Origin of the sequence: Actinotignum vesiculae (assembly GCF_051267215.1) — a bacterium.
GTDB classification, from domain to species: Bacteria; Actinomycetota; Actinomycetes; order Actinomycetales; family Actinomycetaceae; genus Actinotignum; species Actinotignum schaalii.
Genome location: NZ_JBOZGG010000013.1, coordinates 23699 through 36443 on the forward strand (window position 1 = coordinate 23699; position 12745 = coordinate 36443).

12 protein-coding genes are annotated in these 12745 nt (G+C 65.6%); all 12 read left to right on the forward strand.

All coding sequences use genetic code 11. The features are described 5' to 3' along the window. Nucleotides 1–49 precede the first annotated feature (49 nt). The 12 genes from ACRQHG_RS07395 to ACRQHG_RS07450 all read left to right on the forward strand — a co-directional run bounded on the left by ACRQHG_RS07395 (nt 50) and on the right by ACRQHG_RS07450 (nt 12724). The gene (locus ACRQHG_RS07395) at nt 50–1423 is read left to right on the forward strand and encodes a D-alanyl-D-alanine carboxypeptidase/D-alanyl-D-alanine-endopeptidase (RefSeq protein WP_435719867.1); all 1374 of its coding nucleotides are present in this window, start codon (nt 50–52) and stop codon (nt 1421–1423) included. Next, nucleotides 1423–2550: a tRNA lysidine(34) synthetase TilS gene (gene tilS / locus ACRQHG_RS07400; RefSeq protein ID WP_435719868.1), complete on the forward strand. Its 1128-nt coding sequence runs from the start codon at nt 1423–1425 to the stop codon at nt 2548–2550. Before ACRQHG_RS07395 ends, tilS begins: the two co-directional genes overlap by 1 nt. A gap of 37 nt (nt 2551–2587) precedes the next feature. Then, nucleotides 2588–3139 (forward strand): hypoxanthine phosphoribosyltransferase, encoded by a 552-nt coding sequence (gene hpt, locus ACRQHG_RS07405; RefSeq protein WP_016441812.1) that lies wholly within the window; start codon nt 2588–2590, stop codon nt 3137–3139. Continuing rightward, entirely contained in the window at nt 3140–5422 is a 2283-nt protein-coding gene (ftsH, locus tag ACRQHG_RS07410) for an ATP-dependent zinc metalloprotease FtsH (RefSeq protein ID WP_435719869.1), read from the forward strand. Nucleotides 5423–5545: 123 nt separating this feature from the next. Next, entirely contained in the window at nt 5546–6151 is a 606-nt protein-coding gene (gene folE, locus ACRQHG_RS07415) for a GTP cyclohydrolase I FolE (RefSeq protein WP_435719902.1), read from the forward strand. 1 nt (nt 6152) lies between these two features. Continuing rightward, a complete protein-coding gene (folP, locus tag ACRQHG_RS07420; protein WP_435719870.1) occupies nt 6153–7064 on the forward strand; it encodes a dihydropteroate synthase in 912 nt (303 codons plus the stop codon). Continuing rightward, a complete protein-coding gene (gene folK / locus ACRQHG_RS07425; RefSeq protein ID WP_435719871.1) occupies nt 7061–7984 on the forward strand; it encodes a 2-amino-4-hydroxy-6-hydroxymethyldihydropteridine diphosphokinase in 924 nt (307 codons plus the stop codon). Before folP ends, folK begins: the two co-directional genes overlap by 4 nt. Further along, on the forward strand, nt 7977–8396 hold the full coding sequence (locus tag ACRQHG_RS07430; protein WP_435719872.1) for a DUF3180 family protein: 420 nt from the start codon (nt 7977–7979) through the stop codon (nt 8394–8396). The genes folK and ACRQHG_RS07430 overlap by 8 nt, the downstream gene beginning before the upstream one ends. Before the next feature lie 89 nt (nt 8397–8485). Next, entirely contained in the window at nt 8486–8980 is a 495-nt protein-coding gene (locus tag ACRQHG_RS07435) for a PH domain-containing protein (protein ID WP_284890017.1), read from the forward strand. Then, a complete protein-coding gene (locus ACRQHG_RS07440; protein WP_435719873.1) occupies nt 8981–10867 on the forward strand; it encodes a PH domain-containing protein in 1887 nt (628 codons plus the stop codon). A gap of 52 nt (nt 10868–10919) precedes the next feature. Next, the gene (locus ACRQHG_RS07445; RefSeq protein ID WP_087069938.1) at nt 10920–11789 is read left to right on the forward strand and encodes a ketopantoate reductase family protein; all 870 of its coding nucleotides are present in this window, start codon (nt 10920–10922) and stop codon (nt 11787–11789) included. Nucleotides 11790–11800: 11 nt separating this feature from the next. Then, nucleotides 11801–12724 (forward strand): Rossmann-like and DUF2520 domain-containing protein, encoded by a 924-nt coding sequence (locus ACRQHG_RS07450; protein WP_435719874.1) that lies wholly within the window; start codon nt 11801–11803, stop codon nt 12722–12724. Nucleotides 12725–12745 lie beyond the last annotated feature (21 nt).

Here is a 12745-nt window from a genome sequence, read left to right on the forward strand (position 1 = left end):
CATAAGAACACCTAAGAATACGAGCTGCGTTCCGTGCAAGAATAGGCCCGTGAAAGGAAAAGCTCAGATCGCTTTGTCCCTGGTGCTCCTTCTTGCGGGCGGGTACGCATTCGCTGATGCCTTTGATCTTACCCCCGGATTGCTCACCCTGGGACCTAGGGCCGATGCCGCCGCGCCGTATCCGCATCCCATCCCCGTGCCGGCCGTGACCGTTCCGGCCGCTGCCGCGCCCGCCGAACTCGAGGATGCCAGCGCCGCCAAAGTGGCCGCCCTCGGCCAGGAATTCGCCGCGCGCCTGGCCCCCACGGGCCAGGTATCCTACGAAATTCGCGAGGCCGCCACCGGGCGGGTCCTCGCCAGCAAAGACGCGAAAACCCCGCGGGTACCGGCCTCCAATATGAAACTGGTGACCGCCCGGGTGGCCCTGGAAACCCTCGGCCCGGACCGCCGCTTCGCTACCAGCGTGGCCGCTTCCGGCTCCACCATTCACCTCATCGGCGGGGGCGATGTATTCCTGGCTCCCGATACCGCCGCCACCCAGGTCCCGGGCACCATTGCCCGCGGCGATCTTTCGGAATTGGCCGCGGCCGCCGCCACCTACGCGCGCGAGCATCCGGGTGGCCCGGTGAGCGTCGTCGTAGATACGTCGCTTTTCGCGGGGCCGGAGTACGCGCCCACCCTCGACCCGGTTAATCATGATTACGTGGCTCCCATCACGTCGATTGCTGTGAATGGTGGGGCGGTGGGCTACCACTACAGCGCCACGCCCGCCCTCGACGCCGGGAATGTGCTGGCCGAGCAGCTGCGCGGGGCCGGCGTGGAGGTGGCGGAGGTGCGCGCGGGGCAAGCCCCCAAGGAAGCGGCGGCCCACCCGCTCGCCACGGTGCATTCGGCGAGCGTGCGCGAGCTGGTGGACCGCATGCTCACCGAATCGGATAACACCCTGGCTGAAACCCTCGGGCATCTGGTGGCGCGCGAGCGCGGGGAAAGTGCGGATTTTGCGGGGGCTGCGCGGGCCACGCACGCGGTCCTGGAGGAGCTCGGCTACCCGCTGGAGGGCGTGGTGATTTCCGATAATTCCGGGCTTTCTGAAACGAATCGGCTCACCTGCGTGCTTCAGCTCGCGATCCTGGAGGATGCCGTGAATCTGAGCGATGGCACGGTGGGGGCGCTGGGCGCGGGGCTGCCGGTGGCCGCGCTCAACGGCACGCTCGCGGATCGCCTCACCGAAGGCGCCGCGCCCGGGATGATCCGCGGGAAAACCGGCACGCTCGCGGATGTGGTGTCCCTCAGCGGGGTGCTGCGCACGCGTTCGGGGGCGCTGCTGACCTTCTCCATCCTCACCGATTCCCACCACGACGTTTCGTTATTGGACGTGCGGGCCGCCGAGGATGCCTTCCTCACCGCGGTGGCGGAGCTGTAATGGCCGGACCCCATCCCGCGTACGCGGCCGGGCGGCGCCGCCTGCGCGCCCTGCTGAAGAGCTGCGGTTACGGGCCGGGGACCCGCCTGACGGTGGCGGTATCCGGCGGTTCGGATTCCCTCGCACTGGCCCGCATCGCGCTCTTCGTGGCGCGCCGCGACGGCTACCTGCTGCGCGCGGTCACCGTGAACCACGGGATTCGCCCGGAGGCGGGGCGCGAAGCCGCGCAGGTTGCGGGCCTACTTCGTTCGTGGGGGTACGACGACGCCGCAACGGTCAGCGTGGACCTTGGCGGTGGATCGAGCCCGGAAGGGCAGGCGCGGGCGGCCCGGTACGCGGCGCTGGCCGCGGCGGCTGGCGCCGCAAGTGAGGCGGCGGGCGCGGCGGGCGAGATGGCTGGTGCAGGCAAAGCGGCTGGTGCAGGCAAAGCGGCGGGCGCCTGCGGCCCGGTTCTGCTGGGCCATACCGCGGACGACCAGGCCGAAACCGTGCTCCTGGGCCTGGGCCGGGGTTCGGGAGCGCGTTCCCTGGCGGGCATGCCGGAAGCGGGTCCGCTGCCGGGCCACCCGGAGATCACTGCGTTACGCCCGCTGCTGGGGCTGCGGCGCGCGGCGCTTCGCGCCGCGCTGCAAGATGAGGGCATTGCCTGGGTGGAGGACCCGTCCAATGAGCCCGATGGCCCGTGGCGGGCGGCGGGAGGTGGCCCGCTCACCCGCGCCGCGCTGCGCGCCGGCGCCCTGCCAGCCCTACAAGAGGCGCTCGGGCCGGGCACGGTGGAAGCCCTGGCCCGCACCGCCTACCTGCTGCGCCGCGATAACGAAGCGCTCGATAGCTGGGCGGCCCGGGAGCTGGCCACCTGGGAAGAACACGGTGTGGTGACAGAGGCGGGGGAGCCAGCTGGCGGCGTCGTCGTACCTATTGCACCACTGCGTGAACTTCCCACGGCCGTACGCACCCGGATTCTGCGTGCCCTTGCCCTGCGCGCCGGGGCGCGTGCCGGGGAGGTGAACGCGGGGCATATCGAGGCCCTCGACGCGCTGGTGACCGGGCCGGGCGGCGTGCGCCACTGCGACCTGCCCGGGGCGCGAGCGCTTCGGCGCGATAATATTGTCGTCTTCGCGCGTTAGGCTTAGATGCACAGCGGAACTGCTCAAGGAGATGGTGATGGACCACACCGATATGGGTGATAAGTTGGAAAAAATCCTCGTCACAAATGAGGAAATCCAAGCGAAGCTTGAGGATATGGCGCGCCAGATTGACGCCGATTACGATGGTGATCTGCTCGTGGTGGGCGTGCTCAAGGGTGCCGTCATGGTGATGGCGGATCTGGTGCGGAAAATCCACTCTCCGCTGAATATGGATTGGATGGCGGTCTCCTCCTACGGGATGGGTACCAAATCCTCCGGCGTGGTGCGGATTTTGAAGGACCTGGATGCTGATGTGACCGGCCGGCACGTCCTCATTGTGGAAGATATTATCGATTCCGGCCTTACCCTCGCGTGGCTGAAGAAGAACCTGCTGGATCGCGGGGCGCAATCGGTGCGGATCGCGGCTATTCTGCGAAAACCCGAGGCGGCTAAAGTTGACGTTCAGGTTGACTATCTAGGCTTTGATATTCCCGATGAGTTCGTGGTGGGGTACGGACTCGACTATGCCGAACAATTCCGGCATCTGCCTTTTGTGGGCACCCTGGCCCCGCACGTTTACGGAGGATAAGTGGACGAACAGCAAGAACCTCGTGGTACGGAACCGGGCGGCACCGCGCCGGGCGGAAGCGAAGCTCGTGGCGGTGAGGCACGCGGTAGTGACGCTCGCGGTAGCGAAGCGGGCCGTACCGAACCCAGCGCGTATGAGCGCAAGCGCCGGGCGCGCCGGGCCCACCCGCCCCAGCCGGACAACTCGGGCAGTGATACCGGTACGGGCGGCGACGGGAAGAATAAGAAATCCCGCGGCTCCGGCTCCGGCCATAAGCTCAGCGAAGAAGAACGCACCAGCCGGCGGCGCTGGCGTGTTATTTCCGGCATCGTCATCGCGGCGCTTCTTGCTTTTATCGGGACCAACCAATTCATGGCCATGCAGTGGTCCAATATCTCCACCTCGGAAGGTATCGCGCTGCTGGAAGGTACCACCGTGCAGCGCGTGCAGATCACAGACGGCACCAACCGGGTGCGCCTGTGGCTGACCGAGCCAACGAAAACCATGGACGGCGACGGCGATAAGCACGACGCCGGGAAGAAAGTCACCTTCCAATACGCTGACCCGCAGGGCCAGCACATCACCTCCCTGGTGGAACGGGCCAATCCGGAGCGCGGGCATAACTCAATCGTTCCCTCCCAGAACGTTTTTGTGTCCATGCTCTTCACCTTCCTGCCCATGATCCTCATCTTCGCGGTGTTCATCTGGTTCATGCGCAGCCAGATGGGGCGCGGCTTCGGGGCGAAAGACGCCAATGCGGACGGAGAGGTCTCCGAAGTGCGCTTCTCCGACGTAGCCGGGGAAGATGAAGCCGTGGAAGAAGTGAAGGAAGTGGTGGACTTCCTCAAGAACCCGGACCGCTACCAGGCCCTCGGGGCTCGCATCCCGCGCGGGGTGCTCCTCTACGGCCCGCCCGGAACGGGTAAAACCCTGCTGGCCAAGGCCATTGCCGGGGAAGCACAAGTGCCGTTCTTCTCCATCGCCGCCTCGGAATTCGTGGAACTCTACGTGGGTATGGGTGCCTCGCGCGTGCGCGAACTCTTCAAAACCGCGAAGAAAAAAGCCCCGGCCATTATTTTCGTGGACGAAATCGACGCGGTGGGCCGCGGGCGCAGCAGCGGAGCCCTTAGCCACGGCGAACAGGAACAAACCCTCAACCAGCTCCTCGTGGAAATGGACGGCTTCTCCACCGACGAAGCGGTGGTTCTTATCGCCGCCACCAACCGCCCGGACGTGCTGGACCCGGCGCTGCTGCGCCCCGGGCGTTTCGACCGGCAGGTCGCGGTAGATGCCCCCGATATTCGCGGGCGCGAAGCCATTTTGCGGGTGCACGCGCGCGGCAAGCCGTTGGCCGATGATGTGGACCTGGCCGGGGTCGCCAAGCGCACCCCCGGTTTTACGGGCGCGGATCTGGCTAATATCCTCAACGAGGCCGCGCTCTTGGCGGCACGCCGCCACGCCCACGTCATTACTAATGCGGATGTGGACGAAGCCTCGGATCGCGTGATGGCTGGCCCGCAGCGCTCCAGCCGGGTGATGAGCCCGGAGGATCGGCGTATGACGGCCTATCACGAAGGCGGGCACGCGCTCGCGGCCGCGGCGCTGCGCTATACCGACCCGGTCACCAAGGTGACTATTTTGCCGCGCGGGCGGGCCCTGGGGTACACGATGGTTATGCCCACCGAGGATCGCTATTCGGTTACTCGCAACCAGCTCCTCGACCAGCTCACCTACGCGCTGGGCGGGCGCGCCGCGGAAGAAATTATTTTCCGGGATCCCTCCACCGGGGCCTCCAATGACATCCAGAAGGCCACCGAAACCGCGCGCAAGATCGTGACCGAATACGGGATGACCACCGCGGTGGGGGCGGTGCGGGTGGCTCCCACAGCCCAGGAAGAAGCGAGCTTCGGGGCGGCTTCGCGCACTTCGGATTCCCTGGCGGCTACCGTGGATGAGAACGTGCGGGCCCTCCTCGACCAGGCCCTCACCGAAGCGTGGACGATCATCACCGAAAACCGGGATATCCTCGACCACCTGGCCGCGGTACTCCTCGATAAGGAAACCGTGCTGGAAAACGAACTCGCGGAGATCTTCAAGGATGTTGTCAAAGCCCCCGAGCGGGAAGTGTGGCTCTCCGCCCCGGATCGCCCGGTCTCGCAGCGCCCGCCCATCCCGCTTCCGGAAGGGAAAACCGAAGCGGAAGCGGCAGCGGATTCGCGCCTTGCCGCACCGGAACTCCCCGATGCTGCCACCGGGCCGCTCGGCCCGCGCGGCCGGCACGGCGCGGAAAATGAGGGCGCCTAAATCTTCGTGGTTATGAGCGCGGAAAATACTGGGCGTGAGCGCGGAAAGGACGGATGCATGAGCGCAGTGGAATCAGCGGGAAGCGGCCAGGTGGATAGCCAGGCAGACAGCCAGGGCGTGGATATGCAGCGTCACGGCGCGCAGCTGGTCGATACCGCGCGGCAGGTTGATACCGCGCGGGTGGAGCGGGCCGTGCGGGAACTCCTCAGCGCTATCGGTGAGGACCCGGACCGCCCCGGCCTCGTGGATACCCCCGCGCGGGTAGCCCGCGCCTGCACCGAAATTTTTTCCGGGGTGGGCAAGGATCCCGACGCGGTGCTCGACGCCCAATTCGCGGAGGACTTCCATGAAATGGTGGTGGTACGGGATATCACCTTCTACTCCATGTGCGAACACCACCTGCTGCCCTTCTTCGGCGCAGCCCATATCGTCTATATTCCCGGGGCGGAAGGAAAAGTCACCGGCCTATCCAAACTGGCCCGGCTGGTAGAAGGCTACGCGCGCCGCCCCCAGGTTCAAGAGCGCCTGACCACCCAGATCGCCAATGCGCTGCGCGACCGTTTGGGCGCAGCCGGAGTGCTCGTGGTGGTGGAAGCCGAACATATGTGCATGACCATGCGCGGGGTGCGCAATTCCGGTTCGCGTACCGTCACCTCGGCGGTGCGTGGCATGCTACGCAAACCAAGCACCCGCGCCGAAGCCATGAGTCTCATCGAACGGGGAGCCTAATATGCCAACACCTATGCCGCTGCGCGATCCGGAAATCCTGGGGGGACCCCGCACCCGCGTCATGGGAATCCTCAACGTCACCCCCGATTCTTTTTCCGACGGCGGACGCTGGGCCACGGTCGATACCGCCATCGCCCACGGCCATGAACTCATCGCCGCCGGGGCAGACCTCATCGACATCGGCGGGGAATCCACCCGCCCGGGCGCCACCCTCCTCAGCCCCGCGGAAGAATGGGATCGCATCGGGCCGGTGGTACGCGAACTAGCCACGCATATCCCCATCTCGGTCGATACCTACCACGCCGAAACCGCGGCGCGGGCCTGCGCGGCCGGCGCCCGCATTATCAACGACGTGACCGGCGGGCGCGCAGACAGCTCCATGTGGGAAACCGTGGCTGAATCCGGGGCCTACTACGTGCTCCAGCACGGGCGCGGCGACGCACAAACCATGAATTCCTTGGCCGGCTACCGCGCTATCGGCCGCGAAGTCAGCACCGAAGTTCTTGAGCGCGTGGCGGGTGCCGTTGCGGCCGGCATTGCCCCCACCCGGATTATTATCGACCCAGGCTTCGGCTTCGCAAAAATGGGCGACGACGATTGGCGCCTGGCGGCCCATATTGACGAATTCCTGTGGGCCGGCATGCCGGTCCTCATCGGAGTTTCCCGCAAACGCTTCCTCGCCGAAGTCACCCCGGAAGGCCTACCCGCCAGCGGGCGAGACGGCGCCACCGCGGCACTGAGCACCTATTTCGCCGAAAAAGGCGTGTGGGCGGTGCGGGTCCACGACGTAGCATCCTCGCGGATCGCGGTGGATACCGTGGCGAAACTGCGCGAATGCGGACTGGTATCCACCTCCCAACCCGGAGTAGCACGCCCCGAAAACACGGGAGCTGCGGAGGCCGCTCGGTCATGATGGGACTACCCCCGCGTATTCACGATGCCCTCGCCATGCTCGGATGCTGCCTGGATACCGTGAGCATCACCGGCGTGGAAGTATCCGCCCGCCACGGCGTCTACGCGGAAGAACGCGAAGCCGATCATCCTTTTATTTTCGACGTCGCAGCTCTCGTGGACACCAGCGCGGCCGGCCATGCAGATGACCTCGCGGCCACCATCTCCTACGCGGATCTGGCAGAGGACGCCCGCGCGGTCGGGGAAAGCACTCCCGTGAGCTTGCTTGAAACACTGGGGGAGCGGGTAGCCGGCCGGGCCCTCGCGCGCGGCGCTTTGGCCGCCGAAGTGACCGTACACAAACCCGAAGCCCCCGTACCGGGGCGCTTCACGGACGCCCGGGTAACCGTGCGGCGCCTGGCCGATATTGCCCGCGCGGGAACCACGCGGGAAATGGTGATCGGGATGGGAGCAAACCTCGGGGAGCGTGAAGAAACACTACGCGCTGCCCTCACCCAGATCGCCGCGCTCCCCGCCCATATCGACGCGGTTTCCTCATTCCATACCACCGCTCCCGTGCTTGCCCCCGGGCAGGAGCCGCAACCCGATTACCTCAACGCGGTACTGCGCCTCAGCACCGAGCTCGCGCCCCTCGAGGTGCTGGCCGCCCTCCGCGCTATTGAGGCACGGGCCGGGCGCCAGCGCCGAATCCACTGGGGGGCACGCACCCTCGACCTCGATATCGAATGGGTGGAAGGAGTACGCAGCACCCACCCGCTTCTCACCCTGCCCCACCCGCGTGCCCATACCCGCGCCTTCGTCATGGAACCCTGGCAAGAAATCGATCCGGAGGCCACCGCAAAACTGGAACGCGCCCGGATAAGCGAGCAGTCGGGTGCCGGCGGCGTCGTCGGCCCCGATACGGGCGGCCGCTGTGCGTAATCTACGAGCCTTCCTGGGGTGGGGCGCGGCAGGTGCTTTAGCAGGTGAAGCGCTGCGGCGCCTCCTTGCCGCGTATCCGGTTGCCGTGCCCGCCTTCGCCGGGCTGCCGCTACTCCTCATCGCCGCGGTACTGCTCTGGTACGGCTGGCGGGTGCGGCGGCTGCGGCGCGGGCGCGCCGAATCTCTTTCACGGCTGGCCGCGCTGCGGGTGGCAGCCGGCGCGGCAGCGGGGCTGCGCAGCGGGGCGCTCCTGGCAGGCGCGGGCGGCCTGCTCGCGATCATGAGCGCACTGGGCTCCACCTCTTTTACCCGGGCGAGTGCGCGGGCCTGGGGGATCCTCACCGCCGCGGCGCTGGTGCTCGCGGTAGTCGGGTGGATCGTGGATACCTGGTGCCGTCTTGAGCGGCGGTAGCGGGGCGTCGGTTTCATTGCGCAGCCAGCCGCCCGCGGGTGTTTTTCGGGGCCAATTTTTATGTCGTAGCCCTTTGGTAGCGTTAAGCCATGGTGACTACCCCTCTTGATCCCGGGCGGAATTACCGCGCGGTGTCGCGCAAACTCTTCACGGTGCGGTGGATTATCGCCGCGTGCTTCTGGCTCGTGCTCCTCATCGCGCTCGCGGTGGCTGGATTTATTGCGCGCCCCGAACCGCTCGCCTATTACGCGCCCCTGCTGGGGCTGCCCGTCCTTGGTTTCCTGATTCACCTGCGGATTCTCTCCCGGCAGGTGAATCACCTCGGTTACGCGATGGATGATATTGCGCTGCGCCTGTGCCGCGGGATTATGTTCCGCCGCATTGACGTGGTGCCCTACGGGCGTATCCAAACGGTGGATGTGCAATCCGGGCCGCTGCTGCGCCGCTTCGGGCTCGCGAAAGTCACTCTCCACACCGCCTCCATGGAAACGGATGCAGTTATCACCGGTCTGCCTACCGCGGAAGCGGATGAGGTGCGTGAACGTCTCCTTCACCTCGGCGTAGCCGAAATGGAAGGGGTCTAAATGGCCGGCACCGAAACATCCCCGGAATCGGGAAGCGTGATGGGAGTAACCGGCGCGCTGCCCGCAGCTCCTGGTGCGTTGCCCGCAGTTCCTGGTGCGCTACCCGCTGCGCCCGGAGTGAGTAGCACCGCGATCTCGGGCACCTGGCAGCCGGTCTCGAAATGGACGCCGTGGAGCTCGCTACTCTCGTTGTGGTTCTTTGTAGTAGTAGCTGGCGGTTATATCGCGATTAAGCGCCTGGAGGATACCGATTCGCCTGGAATTGTCTGGGGTGAATTCGTTGATCTGCTGCGTTCCTTCTGGCTGATCGCGGTGGGTATTGCGGTGGTAGTTACGGCGCTGACCGGGATCGTCGCGGCCATCCAATGGCGGCATATGGCCTGGATGTTCGATGCGGACGGGGTGCATATGCGCAGCGGCGTGCTGTTCAAACAGCACCGCCACGTGCGCTGGGATCGTATCCAAAGCGTGGATGTCACCCAAAAACTCCTCGCGCGGCTGGTGCGCCAAGCCAGCCTCACTATTACCTCCGGTGGAGAAAAAGTAGAGATCGGGTGGTTGGCGCTGCCCCACGCTGAAAAACTGCGGCCTCTCGTGCTCTCGCTCGCGGATAAAATGCGCAGCGGAGATAGCTCGGAAGTCCCCGATCTTGCCACCGTCAGCGCTCCGGAAGTACGCCCGCACCTGTATGCCATGTCCGCGCGGCGGTTCCTTGCCTCCCTCGTGCTCTCCCCACGGATCTTCCTCGCGATTCTTACGGTGGCCGGATCGGTCACCACCTATGTGCTTACCGATGCAGGTGGTTCCTTCGCCCTCCTCTTCCTTATCATTGCGCTGATATGGCAGCCCGTGAGCTCTTTGCAAGCTAATTGGGGAGCTCGCATCTCGCCCACGGCCGAAGGTGTGGAAAAACAAGAAGGGCTCCTATCCCGGCGCACCCTCGGGTTACCTTCCTATCGCGTCCACGCGCTGGCCTTCAAAAAACCGAATTTGTGGCCCGGATGGTGGAAAGTAGAAAGCTGCGTTATTTCCGGCTCGATTTCCGAAGCGATGGAAGCAGCCAAGACCGCAAATGATGCCTTGGTCCCGGTAGGAACGGTCGAGGATGTCCTCGCCGTTGCGCGTGAACTCGGCTTCGCGAAAGACGCCGACGCTGACGTGCTTCCCGACGCCGCATCCGAGGCCGCTACCGCTGCCGCTGCTGCTGGAACTGCCGATGCCACTGGGACTGCCACGGCGCTCCCACCGCACACCGGGGTACCCAGCCTGGCCCAGCTACGCAGCTATCTTCTTGATGACAACGCCCTCCCCGGATTCATCCCCAACCCGCGCTCCTCACGCTGGCTGGATCCCATCGGGTGGAAACGCTCGGGTATTTTCGTGGGCGAGGATGTCATTATTATGCGGCACGGCTGGTTCTGGTACCGCAAAGTAACAATTTTGCTGCGCGAACACTACCAATCCGCGATTATTAGCCAAGGCCCACTTGAGCGCCGCTTCCAGCTCGGTACCCTGCGCTGGGCAACCGTGGGGCTCTCGGTAGATGCCCACGCCAAACACATGGATGCCGCCACCGCCAGCCGCGTCCTCACCGCCACCGTCCGCGAACGCGGGCACGGCCCGCGCGGCTGGCACCCAGAATTACCTCCGGCCGGGCCCACCGCACCATCAGCCGTGCGGCCCTCCGCACCGCCATCGGTACCCGCACCGCCAGCGGCACAACCAGCGGTATCCGCACCGCGGGCGGCCGGTATGCACGCGCAGCCAACTGGGCCCACTCAGCCGGGCGCCCCTACGGCGCCGTCGTACCCCCAAGGGAATGACAATAGTCCCGGGTCGGGCCGCAGCCAGGTTCCTGAAAGTGATTTCGGCCCGATACAAGAGTGAAACACGTCGCGTAGCCGCACTTTTACATTTTTCTACATCTAGGATTATTCCCATGCTTAATATCTACGGCCCGGGTGGTATTGGTGGGCTCATCGCGGGAGTTCTCGCGCACAACGGTCAAAAAGTCGCGGTTGTTGCTACCGAGCGCACCGCAGATGTTATTAACCGCAACGGAATTGTTATTAAATCCAAGCGGTTCGGTAATTTCACCGCGCAGGTGCCGGCAATAACCAGCCCGGCCCGCGGCAGTGAAATCCTCCTGTGCACCAAGGCATACACCCTCCCCAGCATCGAAAAGTCGATTCGCTCGGCCCGCCCCAAAGAAGTGGGGGCGCTCTTCAACGGCTTCGATCATGCTCGCGCCATCCACACCCTCACCGAAGGGGAATCCTGGTCCGGCTCCGTCTACACCATTAGCGAACGTACCGCACCCGGAGTCATCGAACACACCTCCCAATTCCTCAAAGTGGAAATGCCCGATACCGCCATGGACGGCGAAATCGCGCGCGTACTCCTCAACGGCGGAATTGACGTGTTCTTCCGCGGCACCGAAAACCAGGTGCTGTGGCGCAAACTCCGCAACCAATGCGCCATGGCCCTCCTGACCGGCGCCACCGGGCTGCCCATCGGCCGCGCCATGGAACGCGCCCCGGAACTCACCGAAGCGATGTGCACCGAACTGGCCCGCATCGCCACGATGGAAAAAGTTCCCACCCGCCCCGCGGAAATCCACGCGTGGCTGCGCCGCCTCGCACCCGATGCACACTCCTCGCTCTCACGCGACCTGCGTGACGGCAACCGTACCGAAATCCACTCCCTCGGAACCGCGGTTCTCGAAGAAGCCGCCCGCCTCGGAGTTCCCGCACCGGCCATCACCGCCGCGCTTTCCGCCATCGATGATCGGTTGCGGGGCCGCAAGTGACACCGGGCCGGATGACCATAGGGATCATCTCGGCCGGAAAAGTCGGAAGCGTCCTCGGCGCAGCCCTGCGGGCCGCCGGCCACACCATCATCGGTGCGGTGGCCCGCAGCAGCGCCAGCCGCGAACGCCTCGACGCACTCCTCCCCGGAGTACCCGCGCGCGAAACCAAAGACCTCCTCGCCCGCGCAGACCTCATCCTCCTTGCGTTGCCCGACGCCGCCCTGCCCGGCGTCGTGGAACACGCCGCCGGGCAGGGATGGTGGCGCCCCGGCCAGCTCGTCATCCACACCAGCGCGCGCTTTGGCACGGGCGTACTCCGGGATGCGGCTACCGCCGGCGCCCTCACCCTCGCCCTCCATCCGGCCCTGACCTTCACCGGAACCTCCCTCGATATGCGCCAACTCATCGGCGCCACCTGGGCAGTCACCAGCTCCGCGCCACTCCTGCCCATCGGCATGGCCCTCGTGAGCGAACTCGGGGGAGAACCCTCCGTCCTCGCCGAAGAAAACCGCGGACTCTACGCCGCCGCCCTTACCCACGCCTCCCGGCACACCGCACTCCTCGCCGGCCAAGTCCAGCGCATGCTCGCAGCAGCCGGACTGGACAGCACCTACGCCCGCGGACTCCAAGAACAAGCGCTCGCCATGGCCGACGCCGGCATCGAACTTATTGACCCGCCAGCTAGCGGCGTCGTCGCCGAAAAAAATGACGGGGCACCCGCCGCAAACGCATCCGCCTCGGGTACCTGTGCGCCGGCCGATTCCGCCGCAAAGGCCTCCGCCCTGGGCGATCTTGCCGCAGGCGATAGCACCCCGGACGATATCGCCGCGGTCGAAGCCCTGGCAGCAACCGGGAATTATCCTGATATTCCGCCTGTCTATCGGGTGATACGGGCCGCGTCACGTGACCGGGCGGCGCGGCGTCGTCTACCATGACCATGTGAGTGAATTTCTTGA